The organism is Rhodococcus sp. P4_E4 (assembly GCF_056401575.1).
On sequence record NZ_JBFUJB010000012.1, the window covers coordinates 106039 to 123370 of the forward strand.

Genomic DNA, 17332 nt, shown 5'->3' on the forward strand with positions numbered 1-17332 from the left:
ACGCTATGTCCGAGGTTTACATCGTCGACGCCATTCGCACACCGATCGGCAAGAGGGGTGGCGCGCTGTCCGGCGTGCACCCCATCGATCTCGGTGCGCACGTCGTCAAGGCACTGGTCGAGCGCACCGGTATCGACCCCAGTGACGTCGACGACGTGATCTTCGGTTGCGTCGACGCCATCGGCGGCCAGGCCGGCAACATCGCCCGTATGTCCTGGCTCGCAGCGGGATTCCCGGAGCACGTTCCCGGGGTGACCGTTGACCGTCAGTGTGGTTCGAGCCAGCAGGCAGTGCACTTCGGCGCTCAGGCAATCCTGTCGGGCACCGCGGATCTGATCGTTGCCGGCGGCGTTCAGAACATGAGCCAGATTCCGATCTCGGCAGCGATGATCGTCGGTCAGCAGTACGGATTCGACACGCCGACTTCGGGTTCGGTCGGTTGGACCGAGCGCTACGGTGACCAGGAAGTCTCGCAGTTCAAGGGCGCCGAAATGATCGCCGAGAAGTGGGACATCAGCCGCGAAGAGCTCGAGAAGTGGGCCCTGCAGAGCCATGAGCGCGCCAAGGCTGCAATCGCCGCGGGTCGCTTCGACAACGAGATCGTTGCCATGGGCGACGCGACCGTCGACGAAGGACCCCGCGAGACCAGCCTCGAAAAGATGGCGACGCTCAAGGTTCTCGTCGAAGACGGCCGCATGACCGCAGCGGTGGCCAGCCAGATCTCCGACGGTGCGAGTGCGCTGCTGCTGGCGTCGGCGGAAGCGGTGGAGAAGTACAACCTCAAGCCCCGCGCCCGGATTCATCACCTCAGCGCTCGCGGCGACGACCCGATCTTCATGCTCAGTGCGCCGATCCCGGCCACGAAGCATGCTCTCGCGAAGGCCGGTCTGAGCATCGAGGACATCGACATCGTCGAGATCAACGAAGCTTTTGCCCCAGTCGTCCTGGCCTGGATCAAGGAGATCGGCGCAGATCCGGCCAAGGTCAACGTCAACGGCGGCGCGATCGCACTCGGTCACCCGCTCGGCGCGACCGGCACCAAGCTGATGGCAACCCTGCTCAACGAACTCGAGCGCACCGGCGGTCGTTATGGCCTGCTGACCATCTGTGAAGGTGGTGGCACCGCAAACGCGACGATTATCGAGCGGCTCTGACGCCTTGCTGTGCGCCTTTATTAAACGCCGGCGGTTAATAAAGGCGCACAGCAGTTAGTTGTTCGGCACATCCGCAACCTTGATGTCGAAGTTCGCACTTTCACCGTCAACGCTGGTCACGGTAGCTGTGACGTCGTATTCGGTGCCCTGCTCGGTCAGGATGCAGGTGATCGATGCGCCGACTTCTGCGTCGAGGTTCTCCGGACACGTCACGTCGTCAGGTGGCTCGCCGATCTTCTCGGCGAGTTGAGTGGAGATCTGACTTGCGACTTCGGACTTGTCCACTTGCGGCGTCCCGACGCTTGCCGAGCACGCTCCCGTGGCCAATGCCGCGGAGAGCAAGACGATTCCAACTGCAGGCCTCTTTGTCATGTGAACTCCCAGGGTGCGCCGGTGCTCGCTGCTGCCACCTCAGGGATTACCGCATTCGGGACTGTTCAACCGACTTACTCGACGCCGTTTGCCGAGCTCAGCGTCGGCGGACCGTCAAGTTGAAGCCTTCGGGCATCAGGGTGAGCCGTTCGGCCACCTTCAACTCGTAGTCCGGATCGGCTTCGATCGTATATTTTTGCAAGATGGTGCCCAACACGAGGACCGCTTCGTGAATGGCGAATTGTCTTCCGATGCAGGCGCGTTCACCTGTTCCGAACGGCTTGTACACGTGCGCCGGCCTGGCCTTGATGTTGGCAGGTAGGAAACGATCCGGATCGAAAGCCTCGGGATCGTTGCCCCACACGGGATCGCGATGAAGTGACGGGATGAGCACGAGCATCCAATCGCCCTTTTTCATCGGATACTTGCCGACGAGCGTGGTGTCTTCGAGCGCCGCACGGCCGTAGGCGGGAGCGGTCGGCCACAGACGCAATGATTCGTCGAGGACGCGTCGTACGTATCGAAGTTTCGCGATCTTCTCGAAGGCGGGCTCCTCGCCCTCCCAGACCTTGTCGACCTCGGCTTGCGCCTTGGCCAGCACGTCAGGGTTTCGTGACAGGTAGTACAGCGCGAACGACAACGCGCCGGAGGTGGTTTCGTGTCCCGCGACGAGGAAGGTCACGACCTGATGGCGGATGTTCAGTTCGTCGATACGGTTGGGATCGTTTTCGCGTGCCGCCCGCAGCATCAGTTCGAGAAGATCTTCCGGCCCCGGTTCGGTACTTGTCCGCCGGGCACGGATCACCTCGTCCACAACCTCGGCCATGTACGCCTTGCGGACCTCGTCACGTTGATCGGCCCGACGTGCGAGGACTCGCCCCAGGGCCGTCGACTTCAAGAACGTCGTGCGTTGTGAATGGGAGAGAGCGCCGACCATCGCCTTGACGAACGGGTGCTGCTCGTCCCGCTCGAAAGAGTCGAACGAGTAGCTGAATCCAGTGCGTCCGATGGTCTCCAACGTCAGCTTGGTCATGTCTGCCGAGACGTCGACGGGGGAGTCGCTGTCACGACTGTCCCAATGATCGACCAGCTCGCCGGCCACGTCGAGCATGGTGCGGTGGTACGAGCGCATCGCAGTCTGGCTGAACGCCGGGGCCAGGAGATTGTGCGCCTTGCCCCAGTTGGGTTCGTGGTTGTACGCAGTGAACAGTCCGTCGCCGCCGATTCCGCGGAGTGCTTTGACTCCAGGCGCAAGGTGCTTCGCGAACCGGGACTCGTCGGACAGTTCTGCCACCATGTCCGCGCCCGAGGCGAAGACGAAGCGATTTCCCAGGACATTTCTCTCGAAGATCGGGCCGAGTTCGCGCCCGATGCTCACGGAGTTCTGCAGCGGCGTCCGGATATTGATCCCGAGGACGTCCCCGAGGACTGGCAGGCGCCATGCCGGATGCGGAATCCGAGCATCGGTCGTCGCCTCTGGAGTGGTGTCGACGCTCATGGTGTGTCCCCCGGGTGAGATCGCTTACTGAATTGGTGTCTAGTACGCAAAGTACGCCTTACTGAATCGGTGTCAAGTAGTAATCTGACTTGTCTATGGTCGCACCACGAAAACGCCTGGACCGAGAGCAGCGGCGCACGCAGTTGCTCGACATCGGCGCGCAACTTTTTGCCGATCGTTCGTACGAGGACGTCTGGATCGAAGAGGTCGCCGAGATTGCGGGCGTCTCGCGCGGGTTGATGTACCACTACTTCCCGACCAAGCGAGACTTCTTCGCCGCAATCGTCGAGCGCGAATCGCAGCACCTGCTCGAGGTGACCGCACCGGACGCGACGCTACCGGTGCGCGAACAGGTGGCAGCCGGGTTGGACGCCTACTTCGCGTACGTGAAGTCGCACAGCAGGGGAGTACGCGCCATCAACGTGGGGACGCTCTCCGCCGAGGCCGGTATCCGAGCGATCGTCGAACGGGAACTCGAACAGCAGCAGATTCGAATCCTCGACGCACTGGAATTCGAGGGTGAAAGAAGACAGATCGCTGCCGTCGCAGTTCGGGGATGGATCGCATTCGTCCGGGCTGTCTGCCTCGACTGGCTCGATCAACCTTCCATACCGCAGGAAGAGTTGAGAGTGATTTGTCTGCGGACCCTCTCCGGAGCGATGGGCATCGACCTCGAAACGTGAAATGCCGACCGCGTGGGAGCGGCCGGCATTTCCACGGACAAGTCTGATCAGTCGAGCGTCGAATAGAGATCGTCCCAGCCCTTGGCTACGTACATGGTGGTGTAGATGGATCCGAAGTACGTACTGCCGCGCAGAACGGTGACGTTCCCGGCCTGCACAGCCGGAAGTCGTTGCCACAACTTGTTGTCCGAGAGCTGATCGAAGGTGGTGTCGCTGCTGTCGGTGACGGATACCATGAACGCGTCGCAATCGCGAAGGCGATCCATCTCCTCGATGCTCAGTCGCCCCTGATTGTCGAAACCGGTTGTGTTCAATGTTCTTCCACCGATGTCAGCGAGCGTCATGTCGGTGGGTTGGCGATTCTTCTTACCGGTTTCCTCCGACACGGGCAGGCTGTCGATGTAGATCGTGGCCTTGTCCGGACTGTAGGACAAACTCGCGACGGTCTTTCCCACGATCGCCGAAGCGTGTCGAGAGCGGATGTCGGTGATCAGAGCGTCGTAATCGGTGATCAGGCGATCCATGGTGGGGGTTCGGCCCAACCAATCGGAGAGTCGGGTGAGATTTTCTCGCCACGTCTGCTTTGATTCGGTTGTCAGGACAGGAGCGATGGCTTGGAGTTTTGCAGCGGGCCAGTACTCGTTGTCGGCGTTGACGCAGATGATGAGATCGGGTGCGAGTCCGAGGATCTGCTCCAGATTGGGCTTGTCGCTGAGGTATTCGGCCGAACCGTCGACGGGAACCCACTCGGTGGCGGGCGAGATGTTGTATCCGAAGACCGGTAGTTCCAGGGCAATGGCGAGCTCGAGGTCGGTGCGGGCGTCGACGGCCAAGACCCGCTTGGGGTTGGTCGGTATGTCGTAAGTTCCCAACGGTGTGGTGACGGTGCGCATTTGAGTGTCGTCAGATGTACCCGAACCGTCACTGGAACTGCAGGACGACAGAATTGTTGCCGCTGCTGCCATCCCGGCTCCGATGCCGAATTGGCGACGGGTCAGTGCGTCGACTAGCTCTTGCCAGGCGCGTTCGTCCAGCACGGTAGGTGTGGTGGTCAGCATTTTTCGATACCCTTCGGTCTAAGTCCGTATCGATCGTAGGGTCGGCGATACCAGATCACCTATATCGAAAACCGCCTGATATTAGTCGATTTCGGCCATTGTCCGTGACTTGCGGGTGATCGTTGCGCCGAAGGCAGCGGCGAGCGGGAACATGAGAACGCCGTACACCGCAGCCGGCACTGCCAATTGCACATTGTCCAGGAGACTGACGGCGATGGTGATCGCCAACGTGCTGTTGTGGATGCCGATTTCCATGGAACTGGCGATGGCCTGACGATCCTCGATACCGAAGATGCGGGGAACGATGTAACCGATCGAGAGGCTCAGCAGGCAGAACAAGGCAGCGACGACGCCGATGTCGACGAGATAGTCCGCGATGTTCTCGCGCTCGGAAACAACCGTTCCGACGATCACCAGTGCCAGAACCACCGCAGATCCGATGCGGACGGGCTTGTCCATCCGCTCGGCAAAGGCGCTCGAGCGCAACCGAACCCACATTCCGAGGGCGACAGGAATCAATACGACGGCAAAGACCTGGAGCACCTTCGTGAACTGAAGCCCGAGAGTGCCGTCCGCGTCCTCGGGTTCGAAGTAACCCAACGCGAAGTTGGTGATCAGGGGGAGAGTGACCACCGCTATCGCCGAATTGACCGCAGTCAGTGTCACATTGAGAGCAACATCGCCGCGGAACAGATGGCTGAACAGGTTTGCCGTCGTGCCGCCTGGTGATGCGGCGAGGAGCATCATGCCGACCGCGAGCAGTGGGTCGAGGTCGAACAACGTGACCAATCCGAAGGCCGCGGCCGGGAGCAACAACAACTGACAGATCAGGGCGATCGAAACGGCCTTCGGCGCTTTTGCCACGCGGGCGAAATCTCCGACCGTCAGGGAAAGCCCGAGGCCGAACATGATGATGGCGAGTGCGGCGGGTAGGCCGACGGAGGTGAGTGCAGAGTCCATGAGTTAGTGGCTACTTCCAGTCACTGGGGGAATTTCACTGAAACTACCGTGATGCCCGGATCTGCGTGGCAGTTTGGATACATTGGTGTATCGAACCGTGACGGCGTCGGTGAGCAGGGTTATCGTCGAATTATGTGCCGAAACATCACTGAACTTCGTGGACTCGAGCCCGCTGCTACGCCCGAGGAGATCGAGGCCGCCTCTCGCCAATACGTACGTAAGGTGAGTGGAATAGCCAAGGTGTCCGACGCGAACCGAGACGCCTTCGAACAGGCGGTGCGTGAGGTGACCGAAACGACGACGCGCCTGCTCAGCGCATTGCCACCTCGCAGACAGCCACCTCAGACCGTCCCACCGTTGCGTCGTCCGGAAGTGCAGGCGCGGATCGCTGCTCGTTCGTCCTGACCCGAGTGGATCTCACAGATATCGACGTATGGGACGTCGAACCGTTGGATCAGCTGTCAGCTGGGCTGGAGGGCGTTCTGGTCGCTCATCGTGTCCGCGACATCCGGCGACGGCTGGATACGCTGCGCAAAGAGGCCGTCGCCGACGACTTGCATATTCGTCAGGACGGAACGGTCTCTGCCGTTGCGCCCATCGCCGACGGTCACCCGCTCCACGTGCATGCCCAGTTGCTCGAGGTCGCGGTGCGAGAACTGATCGGTGAGGCACTGCTGGTCAGCGCGGATCTTCATCATGCGTCGTCTCTGCGGTCTCAGGTCGGCACCGACCTCCGTGACAAAGCTGTGCGTGTGGGGGAGGAGTGGCGAGCGTTCAGCCCTGATCCCTCGACGGAATTCCTTCTGCGGTTCGCAGTCCTGCCAATCTCGATCGAATTCAATCGGAACGAGCACGGCTGCAAGATGATTCAGTCCGAATCTCGCAAGAACTCCACCGTGAGTTCTTCGGCGGCAGGCTGAGTAACACAGGGGCGGGCCAGTGGTACGCCGAACGCAAACTCGAGGATCTGGACGCGCTCGACGAGTTGTTTCGCGCCGAACCTTGTCGACGGTTACTGCTCATGGACATGCGCTCGGGTGAACGCGGCTTCGCGGCAATCGCGATCGGTGATCCGGACACAGCGGATCACATCTCCGTGACGATTCCCGGATTGAACACCAACGTCAAGGACTCGATGCGCGGAATGGTCGGCGAGGCAACACGATTACGAGCCGAGGCGATGCGCCAACTCGAACTGGCCGGCCGAAAGGAAAGCGTGGCCACCATCGCCTGGATCGGATACGACGCGCCACAGGTGATCGGGCCGGGAAAGTTCGACATCGGTCGGGCCAGCTTCGACGTAAGTCGATCGTCCAAGGCAGGCATAGCCGCCGACGCATTGGGTAGCTTCTTTCACGGTCTTCGTGCTGCGTCGGTCAACGACCGAGTCCATATCACCGCGTTGGGTCACTCCTACGGATCGCTTGCGACTTCTCTTGCGCTGCAACGCGGGGCAAGCGCAGCGGTCGACGACGTGGTGTTCTACGGTTCACCCGGCGTGCGGGCCAAGGTGGAGTCGGACCTCGGTATCGCCGACCGCCACGTCTACGTCATGAAAGCGGAAGGCGACAGTATCGCGGGGTTCGGCCGTTTCGGTGGCGATCCGACACGCACCGAGTTCCACCGATTGTCCACGGCCGAGGGGATCACCCTGGACGGTGTCAAGCACGAGCGGGCTTTCGGTCATGCGGAGTACGCGAGAACCGGGGACAACGGAGAACTGCGGATGTCGGGTTACAACCTCGCGGTTGTGGTTGCCGGACTGCCGGAGTTGGCCGTTGTGGCCTGACCTGCTGACTTACAGTGGCACTCATGCGTCTGAGGCATTCGGCCAGGGGGTTGGTCGTTGACGACCAGTCTCGTCTTCTGCTGTACCGATTCATCGCACCCGGGGGCGGGCTGACGGTCTGGTGTCCTCCGGGCGGAGGCTTGGAAGGAGACGAAACCCCGCCCGAGGCGCTCGCGCGCGAATTGGACGAGGAGATCGGCTTGCGTGACTACGGCGACGCCACCCATGTGTGGCATGAGGAGATCCATGATCCGACGATATTGCCGGGTTGGGACGGTGCGATCAACGACTACTTCCTCGTGCCGGTAGCGGCCGCATTCGAGCCCTGTGGGTCGTTGGGGCGCGAAGCGCTGGCCGCCGAGCTGGTCGAGCACTTCGAGTGGTGGAGCGTTGACCGCCTTCTGTCACACAATGGTCGAGAAGTGTTCGGGCCACGCGATTTACCCGACCGGTTTGCACGCCTGGTCAAGGATGGATCACCGAGTTCGCTGGAACATTTTGTTCGGGCACCATGAGGGCCGCGAGGCATCGCCGTATTCGAGCATTTCGGCATCGAAACACGGCTAAACTGGGGTTATGGAGCACTACGTGCGCAAGGAGCCCATCCCGTACGCGTCTACGGCTGCGCCGGTCAGTTCTCGCAACCGGTTCAGAAGGATGCTCCAAAGGTTGTCGATAATTCTTCGCGGGATGATGGGGGATCGGAAGGCGAGTCGATATACCTCGCTCGCACCGCGTCATCCCGACGGATCACGCACCGCTGTAACATCTTTCAACAGTAATGGTGGTGGGAAATAGGTATCGGTGTACAACACTGCCCGGGCCGTCGAATTCTCGACGAACACCGGGCAGTGACGCACTACTTGGGCTGGGCTCAGCGGAGGTACTGTCCGCAAACCGGCCACGCGCCGGCACCCTGACCGGCAAGGACGTTTTCCGCGACGCGGACCTGTTCTGCCTGGCTGGCGTTGGCGGCACTGCCGGCTCCGCCGTAGGCTTCCCACGTGCTCTGGCTGAACTGGAGCCCGCCGTAGTAGCCGTTTCCGGTGTTCGCGGCCCAGTTGCCCGAAGATTCGCATTCTGCGACACCCGACCAGTCGTGGGTGGCTGCGGATGCGGTGCCGGCGCTCAGTCCGAGGGCTCCGGCTGCGAGGGCTCCGGCTGCGGCGACAGAGGCAAGGGCACGGGTAACGGTGGTCTTGGTCATTTTTGGTAAATCCTCTCGAGTCCCGCCGACGGAGGACGGTGACCGTCTCAGCTCCGCTCCCACCACTAGGAATGTTGTCGAGTCCGAACCGCGGGGTGGGACGGGCGGTGGCGATTCGGTAATGCCCGGTTGATCGGGCTGTCACCAACCATAAGAGATGATTACGGATTGGTCACGGGTCGGCGTGTCGACGCATGTTTGTGCAACAGAAATGCATCAAAGAGTGTTTTCCCAGGTGGCGTGGCGATATGCCACCTCTCTCGGCGTTACATAATCGAGATAAAGTGTGATGCAAGTCACTGGAAATGCGTCTTGATGGCGTCGGTATGTGGCGAATGTGGCGCTCGATCGGCCGGTTTTGTCGATTTCCGGCCCCAGTTCTGGTCACACAGGAGGCTGTGTCGAACCGCGATCTATTGTCGACCGACCGCCCCGATTTACCTGTGGGGCAGCAGAATTGAAAACGAATTACGCGCTGCTGGCTCAGACGAGATTCTTGCTCGCCTTGATCCGACGACGAATGTCGCGCATCTGTATGGTGTTGCCGGCCTGACGAACGGAGCGTGGGATGAACCTGTTGACGAACGACACGAAAATGAAGAGGTGTTCGAACCGGCGGCGGTCGTCTTCGGTCCACTCGAGGTCGAGTTGGTCGCGGTAGATCGGTGGAAGGAATCCGACCGTCAGGAACCGCAACAAGTTTCGGAATACCAGGCGTATCGGCCAAGCGATCATCTGTAGATTGACCAGGTCGATCAGATACTGCTTGGTGCGTTCGTCGATCACGACGCGTTCGCAACCGAGGTTCCAGTAGCGCTCGAAGTCTGCGCGTGTGGCCGGCCACATCTCTTCGGTGACCTGCAGTGTCGTTCCCAAAGTTGATGCGGACTGATAGAACGACTCCGCCTGTTCTTCCGACATCTTGCCGTGCAACAACTGATGACTGTCTTCGAAACCGATGAACAGGCAAGCAGCAACCCATAATTGGAGTTCGCGATTGAAGGCGTTGTACTTGACCGGGCTGTTCGCATCCGACTTCACATGTCGGTGTACCGAATTCACAGCCTCGCGGTAGGCCTTTCGCTCTTCCTCGTTGCCCAGGATCGCGACCGTCAGGTACTGCGTTGTGGTTCGTGCGCGCTTCCACGGATGCGCTGTCAGAGCACCAGATTCGACCTTGCTCTCCATGACGCCGTACGCCACCTCGGGCCAACCGAGTTGCAGGATGACGTTGGCAGCGGCTCCGGCGAACGACCAGAAATCGAGTGCGTCGGTGATGTGTGCGGGTTTACGTGCCCACCGCCTACGCTCCGCCGTGATGGTGATGCGTGTCTGATCGGTCCGAAGAGACGACTCGGACTTTTCCGAATCCAGGTAGTGAGTGGGCATGGATCTTCCTCCGCGCGTGGTGAGTTACTTGGTCTCGACGTTGCTCACGAGCCACCGGTCGTCCGAGCGGACCAGGGACACGACCATGCGGTACTTCTGTGTGTTTCCCTCTGGCGCTGCGACAGTCTTCGCTTGTTGGTCGACGAACACGAGCACCTTGGCCGACGAATTGTCCAGCGATTCGATGCCGACGTCTGTCGCCGTTGCGCTCGCCTGGCCTTGCCCCCCGGCGACGACTTCGCGCAGTGAATCGACCATCGTTCGGTAGGTGCCGGCAAACTCGTCGGTCGACATCGAGGCGATGCTGTCTTTGTTGGCATCGAGGTTCTGATAGTCGAAGGAGGACATGATGGTCGAGTAATCCCGCGCGGTGTCCAAAGCCTCCTGCCGCAGCGTGTCTTCCTGATTCGCCGAGTACATCTGGAATCCGAGCACCACCAATGCTGCGACCAGCGCTACCGCTATGAGTGAGATCAGTGCGTTGCGTGGCTCCTTGAGGCGGCGAAGTAGCGACGGAGAAGTCGGATGTTCGGCCACCTCGGCTTGAGCCTCGTCGAGTAGTGCGTTGTCACCGTGTGCCATTTCCCAGTCCTTCCAACATCAATCTCCAGTAGTTCAGGGCGTCGACTCCGGTGGGGACGAGAATCGGATCTGCGACGACGGGCGGTCCGATCGGCGTACCGGGGACCGTCGAGTTCTGCAATCCGAGGTCGTTCGGGCGGGGAGCATTCTGTGCTCCGCGTTGGACGAGGTCGTCGGCGGGGGGACAGTACATCGCCAGACTTGGACTGGTGGGAGACAGATCGCCGACCTCACGCCTAGGGGTGTCGTAGTTACAGACCGGCCCCTGTGTGGCAACCAAGGCAAAGTCGGCGCGATCGCCTTTGACGATGGATGCCAGTTTGGCGAGACCTTCAGGAATCGTGACAAGTCCGGTTTCGAGGGCGTCTGTGCGGTCGGAGATGATCGGTGCGACAGTGACGAGATTGGCCAGGACCGCTCCGAAAGTGTTGTGGTACTTGTCGAACAACTGTTGAGCGCTGTTCAGGGCGGCGGGCGAATGATCGGTGAGGTAGATCAGCACCGGAGCGTTGGATTCGAGTTGTTCGGTGAAGTTCTTGGCAGCTGCCATTCCTCGGACGAACGAATCCGATTGTGTCGCCATGGAGTCCACCAACGTGGAGGTTCGCGACAGCAGCGCGGCGAGTTCGGCCGACTGGTCGTTCAACTGCGCGGACATGGTCCCACCGTTGTCGATCATCGTCGCCAAGCTCGGGCCGAGCCCGTTGAACGAATTTCCCAGTTCGGTCCCGATGTCGCTGATCGCTTGCGGATCAATCCCTTCCAGGACACCGGACGCCTGAAGCATCAACTGGCTCATCTGGACCGGTTGCTGATCCGCGGGCATGGCGATTTCGTCGCCGTCCCGAAGATACGGGCCGTGGTCTGTGTTGGGATAGATGTCGACATTCTGAATTCCGGCTGCGGTCCCCATCGTCACCTTGGCGACGCTGTCGGTAGGTATCTCGGTGTTGTCGTTGAGTGAGAGTTCCACCCGAGCCGAGCGGGTGCCTGCGTCGAGTTCGACTTCACTCACTTTCCCCACCTGTACGCCGCGATACGTGACGACCGTGCCCTTGGTCAGCCCGAAGGCGTCGGACATGTTGGCGTGCAGCCGGATTTGGCCACCGAAACCCTGAGGGCCGACCACGTAGACGATTCCGAAAGGGATTACCACAGCAGCGATCAGAGCGAACAGGACAAGTTGAACAAGCGCAAGGCGACTCAACGCAGACCTCCTTGAAGTAGATCGGTGAGAGTTCCCGCCGGTGTGATCGATTGACCGGCCATCCCGCCGCTCCAGAGCTTGTCGATCGTTCCCGGAATATCCAGGGCGCCGTCGAAAACGAGGTAGTCACCTTGGACTGCACTGGTGAAGTTCTCGAGCAGTCCGTTCATATTCGCCAGTGTCTGACCGATCTCCGAATTGAACGAATCCAGAGTCCCGACAACGGTCGACGCATCGTGCAGCATCGCGTCGAGGCCGTCGGGTGACGAGTCGAGGATGGTGTTTGCGTTGGTGGCGAGCTGAACGGTCGAGTTCAACAGGCTTGCAATCTGATCCTTCTGTCCCACGAGAATCGACACCACCTGTGGAACGGAATCGAGGTAGTTGTCGACGACGTCGCGTTGGCCGGCCAGTTGGGAGGAGACCCGGGCAGCGAGGTCGACGGCCTCGTCGAACTCGCTGCGGTGACTGCTTGCCTCTGCCATGAGCGAGGTCAGGGTGTCGGTCAGAGAACGAACTTCACCGGAGCGCCCGGAAAACGCGGTGTTCAGCTCGCGCACCACGGTATCGAGTTGATCGATGCCGCTTCCGGTCAGAACCGTACCGAGCGTGGCAAGCGCACTTTCGACTTGCGGACCGATCTCGGTGCGAGACTCCGGAATTGTGTCGCCGTCGCTGAGCATCGAGCCGGACGGAACCTCCGGCACCAATAGTCTGATGAACGGGTTGCCCAGTGCGGACGGGAGTTCGACGGATGCTTCGACGTTGTCCGGCAACGGCGTCGCGGCGTCCAGACTCAGTGTCACATCGGCTCCGACGACGTCGGCGGACAGCGCGGATACTCGGCCGATGACTTTCTGGCCGCTGCGGACGTCTGCCCCCAACACCAGGCCGTCGGCGCCGGCCAGCTGCAGCGCCACGTTGTACGCATCACCGTCGGCCGAACGACCCAGGGGTAGGTCTTGAATGCCTGCGCTACAGCCGCCGAAGGCGAACACGGCCGCAGAACCCACACCGATGATCACGATACCGGCGACTATTCGAACCGATTGCCGCGTCAATTGCCACCTCCGGGGACGGCTCCGCCGGAAATCGCGGAGGCGATTCCGAGCGGATCAGAAGTGCTGAGGGGGAAGGAAATCGGATTCGTGAACCCGGCTCCGGTGCAGATCGGCAACTTGTAGGTGTCGCACAGCGGTTTCGCAACCGCGAACTGAGTCAATGCAGTCGAGACGTTAAGCCGAATGCGCCCGCGCTGATCAGGACCGATTGTTTGGGAAAGGTTCTGCATCATCAACGGCACAAGGTCCATGAACTCTGCGAGGCCGGGTTGTTTGGCAGCCAGAGTGTCACCGAGAACTCGCACGTTGTCGGCTATGGCACCGACATCATCGCCGTGAGTTGTCATGAAACTGTTCAACTGGTCGAAGACCACCTGCAGATCCTGCAGAGGCTGTGAGATGTCCATGTTCTGGTTCGCCCACTGATCGCCCAATGTGCCGAGGTCACCGACAAGTTCGTCGAGGCTGACCTGCCTCGCGTCCAGAGCATTCATCAAGGTATTGAGATTGTCGACAAGGGCACCGATGTCTTCCGACCGAGCGCCGACAACTCCGGTTGCCGTGCTGAGGTTGCGAATTGCGGTGTTGAATTGATCGCCCTGACCCTGCCATCCGGCAGCGCCGCGGCTCACGAGATCGCCGAGATTGCCCCCATCCCCGGCAAATGCGTCGGCCAAAGTGCTGAAGCTTCCCATCAAGCCGTCGAAATCTATGGGGGAGTGGGCACGTTCGATCGGAATCTGGTCGCCGTCTTTCAGCGTCTCTCCGCCGGTGTAAGCCGGGCCGAGTTCGATGTGGCGATCGCTGATCACCGATGGATTAAGGACATAGGCCGAGGCGTCGGCGGGCAGGTCCACGGAGTTGGGCATCGACATCGCTACTCGAACAGAAGTTCCGCGAGGTTCCACCGACGTGACCGTCCCGACGCCGACTCCGAGGACGGTGACCTTGCTTCCCTCGTAGATTCCGCCGACGTAGCTGAAATCGGCGTAGACGGTCTTGGACTGATCCGTTCGTCCGAAGATGTACCAACCGGGGAGTGCAATCGCCAGGGTCACGACCAGCATGGCCGTGACGGCTTTTCGTGTATTCACTTGCAGCCCTCCATGATGCCGAGCGCGCAGAGCAGATTGTCCGGGATCACGGCGGCCGGCGCGTTGACGTCGGTCCAATTGCCGGTGCCGGTGGAATCGGTGACCGAACGCAGCGCGGAAGGAAGACGAGTCAACAGCAGGTCGATCTGATCTGCGTTGTTCTTCAGCGTGGTGGTGACCTCGACGAGGTTGTCGGTCATGGCTCCGAACTCGTCCTGACGATCGACGAAAGTGGTGGAGAGCTTCGAGATGATGATTGTCAGGTTGTCGACCAGCTGAGTCAGTGCGTCCTTGCGCATCGCAAGAGTACGAACGATCGTCTGAGCATTGGCCGCAGTACCGACTATCGAATCGGTTTGTGCCGCAGCCATGTCCGACAGCTCGCGGGACATGATGAGAATCTGGTCGATCTGTTCACTGTTCTGCGCGAAAGCCGCCGAGGCGCCGCTGATTCCGGCCAGAGCCCGGCCCACCTGATCGGAATCAGTTGGAATCACCTGCGAAAGGGTGTTCATCATGGACTCCATCGCCTGTAGGTCGACGCCGGTGGCCGCAGTGGTGGCATCACTGCTGACGTCGTCGAGGCTGTACGGCACGGTTGTGCGGGAGAGCGGGATGACCCGCGCATCGGAGTCGTCGACGACTCCGGCCGGCACGATCTCCAGGTAGCGCTTGCCAAGGACCGTCTTGAGCCTGACAGTCGCCGTGCTCTGGTTTCCCAAAGGCTGGTCCTTGTCCAAGCGGAAGTTGACGACGACGTGGTCGCCGGCAAGGTCGATCGAATCCACTCGGCCCGCGGGAACCCCGGCCACGTAAACCGGATCGGTGTCGGAAAGCCCGCTGGCATTGGCCAACTCCGCTGTGTATGCCGACGTGCGTACGTTGTACCAGAGCTTCGGAATGCCCAAGGCGGCGCCGAGTCCCACCACCAGAACGAAGATTCCGAGACTACCCAGGGCGAGAGCGGTGCCGCTACCGCTGCGACGGCGATCCCCTTTGAACAGGAAGAGCATGATGCCGACGAACACGTCGATCAGCTTGACCAGGAACATCATGAGCACACCGGCGAATGTGTCGGACCGAAGATGTTGGCTTCCATGTCGCCTGCCTTCAGAGTGAAATTGCACAGATACAGGCTGATGAAACTTCCGTAACTTCCGATCCGGTTGGCGGCGTCGGCGAACTGGGGAAGGTTGGCGAGAAGTTTGTTGAACTCGTCGGTGCTCGCAATCCAACTCCCGGTGATACTTTCGAGTTGTTGCACGGTCTGACCGAATGTGCCGTTCGACCCGGCCATGATCTGAGCCAACGACGAGACAGTTCGGTTTCCCTGATCCAAGAGCGAGACCAGTTGATCGTTCTGCCCGACGACGGAAGTACTCAGATCGTTCAAACCGTCCAGCAGACCGACCAATTCGGGTTGGCGTTCGTCGACGGAGGTGAGAAGAGTGTTCATGTTCGTGAGTAGTTGTGCGAAGACGTCCTGACGGTCGACAAGGCCGGAGCTCATGGTCGCGATCTGGTCGAGGAGGGTGGTCATCGCCTGGCCCTGGCCGTTGAAGGTTTCGACAAAACTTCGCGTGAGCGTGTTCACCTGCTCGGGTTGCAGCGCGGCGAACAACGGTTTGAACCCGTTCATCAGTGCCGTCAAGTTGATCGGCGGTGTTGTCTGCGCCAGCGGTATCGTGTCACCTGGTTCGAGCTGTCTTGCGGATACCGTTGTCGCGCTGTCGTCCTGCGTCAGTGCCAGATATCGAGCACCGAGCATGTCGCCGTAGCGCACGGCGGCACGGACATCCGACTCGAGGGAATATTGCGACTCGATTTCGACGTCGACGATCGCCTTGCTCGTGCCGCCGCCGTTGTCGGCAAACGCAACCGAGTCCACGCGGCCGATACGCACACCGGACATCGTGACCGGGTTACCCGGGTTGAGGCCTTCGACATCGGTGAACTCGAACGAATACGAATCGGTGCTTCCGCGAACCGGTACCGACAACGTGTTCGCCACGAACGACGCACAAGCGACGCCGGTGAGACAGAAGAGTGACAACCGAATTACCTGGCCAGGACGGACCTTCACGGGACGGTCACCTCATTGCCTCTGACCATCGGCCCCAACATCAGTGTTGTTGCCGGGTTGGGGGTGTCCGAGCGTTCCGGCGATCCGCCCAGTAGCTGATCTTCGAGGTAGCGCAGCGTGGCCGCTTCGGCTTCGCCGCCCACGACCGGGGCACTGACGGGTTGTGCAGGCGTCAGGTTGGAGCCTGAACACTGCGCGCCGCGCGAGTCCCCGTACTGCGGGCAATCATCGCCGGTGTATGGGAGCGGTTCGGCGAACGTGGCAACTGCTGTGATGTCGAACTTACCGGTGGCGAAGACCCGCGCGCCCGCGGCGCCGAACGTACTGGCATTGGCGAGGGTGGAACGCAGTCCTCCGGGATTGGCCGCGGTGGTTGCGAGTATCTTTCCGGCGGAATCGATCACAGTGATGATGTTTCGGTTGTTCTCCACGACAAAATCGTCGACGGTAGCGGCGAAGACTGCGGCCGCGCCGATCGAGGACTCGAGATTCGCTCTGTTGGCGACCATGTTGTTCGAGACGGTTGTGGCGGCTGCCAAGGTATCGAGAATGTCGGGGGTCGCGCGGTCCAACGCGTCGACGACCGACTTGAATTCGGGTGTCGATTCGAGGAATTGGTGTGCGGCGGGCGTCAATACGCCGGACGCGGCACTGAGATTGTCTATTGTGGTACCGATCTCGGCTCCGTTTCCGTCGAGTGCCTGGCCCAGCGCAGTCAGGGCTGTCTGCAACTTCTCGGGCTGCATCGCCGTGAGGACTCCCACCAATTTGGTGTACACGTCGTAGAGCGCAACGGCTTCGGGACCGTCGTCCATGTGGATCTCGTCTCCGTCCGACAGAGTCGTCTGGCCCTGCTCATTCGGACTGTCCACGAGCTGCATGTAGATGTCGCCGAAGAACGTGCGCGGAACGACGCGGGCCACCACGTCGGCGGGAATCTTCGACGCGTCATCGGTCTGAATCTGCAACTGCACAACGGATTCGGCGGTGCCTGATTCGATTTCGCCGATTCGGCCGACGTTGACGCCGTGGTACCGAACCGGAGCTTCACCGCTGATGAGACCGGCTGTGGCTGGAACAGCGACGAAGATATCGGTGCTCTGCTCGAGGTTTCCCGAACCGCGTAGAACCATTGTCACAGCGGCGGCGACGGCTACCACTACGGCGATCGCGCCGCGAAGGGCATACACGATCT

18 protein-coding genes and 1 pseudogene are annotated in these 17332 nt (G+C 60.7%); 6 read left to right on the forward strand and 13 right to left on the reverse strand.

Annotation, left to right across the window (positions count from 1 at the left end; all coding sequences use genetic code 11):
• Nucleotides 1-5 precede the first annotated feature (5 nt).
• Entirely contained in the window at nucleotides 6-1154 is a 1149-nt protein-coding gene (locus AC1DVN_RS15290; RefSeq protein WP_003945727.1) for an acetyl-CoA C-acetyltransferase, read from the forward strand.
• 54 nt (nucleotides 1155-1208) lie between these two features.
• On the opposite strand, the gene AC1DVN_RS15295 is transcribed toward AC1DVN_RS15290, so the two are convergent.
• On the reverse strand, nucleotides 1209-1526 hold the full coding sequence (locus tag AC1DVN_RS15295) for a DUF4333 domain-containing protein (protein WP_020906277.1): 318 nt from the start codon (nucleotides 1524-1526) through the stop codon (nucleotides 1209-1211).
• A 97-nt stretch (nucleotides 1527-1623) separates the two neighbouring features.
• Entirely contained in the window at nucleotides 1624-3024 is a 1401-nt protein-coding gene (locus tag AC1DVN_RS15300) for a cytochrome P450 (RefSeq protein WP_428691390.1), read from the reverse strand.
• 95 nt (nucleotides 3025-3119) lie between these two features.
• On the opposite strand from AC1DVN_RS15300, the gene AC1DVN_RS15305 reads away from it, so the two are divergent.
• On the forward strand, nucleotides 3120-3707 hold the full coding sequence (locus AC1DVN_RS15305) for a TetR/AcrR family transcriptional regulator (protein WP_477993988.1): 588 nt from the start codon (nucleotides 3120-3122) through the stop codon (nucleotides 3705-3707).
• Between the two features lie 47 nt (nucleotides 3708-3754).
• On the opposite strand, the gene AC1DVN_RS15310 is transcribed toward AC1DVN_RS15305, so the two are convergent.
• Nucleotides 3755-4765: an ABC transporter substrate-binding protein gene (locus AC1DVN_RS15310; RefSeq protein ID WP_477993989.1), complete on the reverse strand. Its 1011-nt coding sequence runs from the start codon at nucleotides 4763-4765 to the stop codon at nucleotides 3755-3757.
• An 81-nt stretch (nucleotides 4766-4846) separates the two neighbouring features.
• Nucleotides 4847-5725, reverse strand: a complete 879-nt coding sequence (locus tag AC1DVN_RS15315; RefSeq protein ID WP_477993990.1) for a bile acid:sodium symporter family protein — start codon at nucleotides 5723-5725, stop codon at nucleotides 4847-4849.
• Nucleotides 5726-5857: 132 nt separating this feature from the next.
• On the opposite strand from AC1DVN_RS15315, the gene AC1DVN_RS15320 reads away from it, so the two are divergent.
• The 4 genes from AC1DVN_RS15320 to AC1DVN_RS15335 all read left to right on the forward strand — a co-directional run bounded on the left by AC1DVN_RS15320 (nucleotide 5858) and on the right by AC1DVN_RS15335 (nucleotide 8029).
• Nucleotides 5858-6130, forward strand: coding sequence for a DUF2277 domain-containing protein (locus tag AC1DVN_RS15320; protein ID WP_003945457.1), 273 nt, complete (start codon nucleotides 5858-5860; stop codon nucleotides 6128-6130).
• 5 nt (nucleotides 6131-6135) lie between these two features.
• Nucleotides 6136-6645, forward strand: coding sequence for a hypothetical protein (locus tag AC1DVN_RS15325; protein ID WP_477993991.1), 510 nt, complete (start codon nucleotides 6136-6138; stop codon nucleotides 6643-6645).
• A gap of 101 nt (nucleotides 6646-6746) precedes the next feature.
• Complete coding sequence (locus AC1DVN_RS15330) at nucleotides 6747-7514, forward strand: alpha/beta hydrolase (protein WP_477993992.1); 768 nt, start codon at nucleotides 6747-6749, stop codon at nucleotides 7512-7514.
• 23 nt (nucleotides 7515-7537) lie between these two features.
• Nucleotides 7538-8029 carry an NUDIX domain-containing protein gene (locus AC1DVN_RS15335; protein ID WP_477846358.1) on the forward strand — a complete coding sequence of 164 codons (492 nt, stop codon included), beginning with the start codon at nucleotides 7538-7540 and terminating at the stop codon, nucleotides 8027-8029.
• A 365-nt stretch (nucleotides 8030-8394) separates the two neighbouring features.
• On the opposite strand, the pseudogene AC1DVN_RS15340 reads toward AC1DVN_RS15335, so the two are convergent.
• From AC1DVN_RS15340 to AC1DVN_RS15380, 9 genes and pseudogenes are all read right to left on the reverse strand, one after another.
• Nucleotides 8395-8721 (reverse strand): annotated as a pseudogene (locus AC1DVN_RS15340) (transglycosylase family protein); the annotation flags it as partial.
• A gap of 483 nt (nucleotides 8722-9204) precedes the next feature.
• A complete protein-coding gene (locus tag AC1DVN_RS15345) occupies nucleotides 9205-10110 on the reverse strand; it encodes an oxygenase MpaB family protein (RefSeq protein WP_020968478.1) in 906 nt (301 codons plus the stop codon).
• A gap of 24 nt (nucleotides 10111-10134) precedes the next feature.
• Nucleotides 10135-10692: a mce associated protein mas1a gene (locus AC1DVN_RS15350; protein WP_477846357.1), complete on the reverse strand. Its 558-nt coding sequence runs from the start codon at nucleotides 10690-10692 to the stop codon at nucleotides 10135-10137.
• Nucleotides 10679-11899 (reverse strand): MlaD family protein, encoded by a 1221-nt coding sequence (locus AC1DVN_RS15355; RefSeq protein WP_021342906.1) that lies wholly within the window; start codon nucleotides 11897-11899, stop codon nucleotides 10679-10681. Before AC1DVN_RS15355 ends, AC1DVN_RS15350 begins: the two co-directional genes overlap by 14 nt.
• Nucleotides 11896-12960 carry an MCE family protein gene (locus AC1DVN_RS15360; protein WP_477993993.1) on the reverse strand — a complete coding sequence of 355 codons (1065 nt, stop codon included), beginning with the start codon at nucleotides 12958-12960 and terminating at the stop codon, nucleotides 11896-11898. The genes AC1DVN_RS15355 and AC1DVN_RS15360 overlap by 4 nt, the downstream gene beginning before the upstream one ends.
• On the reverse strand, nucleotides 12957-14054 hold the full coding sequence (locus AC1DVN_RS15365) for an MCE family protein (protein WP_477993994.1): 1098 nt from the start codon (nucleotides 14052-14054) through the stop codon (nucleotides 12957-12959). Before AC1DVN_RS15365 ends, AC1DVN_RS15360 begins: the two co-directional genes overlap by 4 nt.
• Complete coding sequence (locus AC1DVN_RS15370; protein WP_029537558.1) at nucleotides 14051-15106, reverse strand: MCE family protein; 1056 nt, start codon at nucleotides 15104-15106, stop codon at nucleotides 14051-14053. Before AC1DVN_RS15370 ends, AC1DVN_RS15365 begins: the two co-directional genes overlap by 4 nt.
• Nucleotides 15106-16137 carry an MCE family protein gene (locus AC1DVN_RS15375; RefSeq protein WP_477993995.1) on the reverse strand — a complete coding sequence of 344 codons (1032 nt, stop codon included), beginning with the start codon at nucleotides 16135-16137 and terminating at the stop codon, nucleotides 15106-15108. The genes AC1DVN_RS15370 and AC1DVN_RS15375 overlap by 1 nt, the downstream gene beginning before the upstream one ends.
• Nucleotides 16134-17327, reverse strand: a complete 1194-nt coding sequence (locus AC1DVN_RS15380) for an MCE family protein (protein WP_238076902.1) — start codon at nucleotides 17325-17327, stop codon at nucleotides 16134-16136. The genes AC1DVN_RS15375 and AC1DVN_RS15380 overlap by 4 nt, the downstream gene beginning before the upstream one ends.
• Nucleotides 17328-17332 lie beyond the last annotated feature (5 nt).

Bases quoted from the DNA above. Each gene is read 5' to 3' on its own strand.
- AC1DVN_RS15290 (WP_003945727.1), top strand. From the start codon at position 6: ATGTCCGAGGTTTACATCGTCGACGCCATTCGCACACCGATCGGCAAG.
- AC1DVN_RS15295 (WP_020906277.1), bottom strand. From the start codon at position 1,526: ATGACAAAGAGGCCTGCAGTTGGAATCGTCTTGCTCTCCGCGGCATTG.
- AC1DVN_RS15300 (WP_428691390.1), bottom strand. From the start codon at position 3,024: ATGAGCGTCGACACCACTCCAGAGGCGACGACCGATGCTCGGATTCCG.
- AC1DVN_RS15305 (WP_477993988.1), top strand. From the start codon at position 3,120: ATGGTCGCACCACGAAAACGCCTGGACCGAGAGCAGCGGCGCACGCAG.
- AC1DVN_RS15310 (WP_477993989.1), bottom strand. From the start codon at position 4,765: ATGCTGACCACCACACCTACCGTGCTGGACGAACGCGCCTGGCAAGAG.
- AC1DVN_RS15315 (WP_477993990.1), bottom strand. From the start codon at position 5,725: ATGGACTCTGCACTCACCTCCGTCGGCCTACCCGCCGCACTCGCCATC.
- AC1DVN_RS15320 (WP_003945457.1), top strand. From the start codon at position 5,858: ATGTGCCGAAACATCACTGAACTTCGTGGACTCGAGCCCGCTGCTACG.
- AC1DVN_RS15330 (WP_477993992.1), top strand. From the start codon at position 6,747: ATGGACATGCGCTCGGGTGAACGCGGCTTCGCGGCAATCGCGATCGGT.
- AC1DVN_RS15335 (WP_477846358.1), top strand. From the start codon at position 7,538: ATGCGTCTGAGGCATTCGGCCAGGGGGTTGGTCGTTGACGACCAGTCT.
- AC1DVN_RS15345 (WP_020968478.1), bottom strand. From the start codon at position 10,110: ATGCCCACTCACTACCTGGATTCGGAAAAGTCCGAGTCGTCTCTTCGG.
- AC1DVN_RS15350 (WP_477846357.1), bottom strand. From the start codon at position 10,692: ATGGCACACGGTGACAACGCACTACTCGACGAGGCTCAAGCCGAGGTG.
- AC1DVN_RS15370 (WP_029537558.1), bottom strand. From the start codon at position 15,106: ATGTTCCTGGTCAAGCTGATCGACGTGTTCGTCGGCATCATGCTCTTC.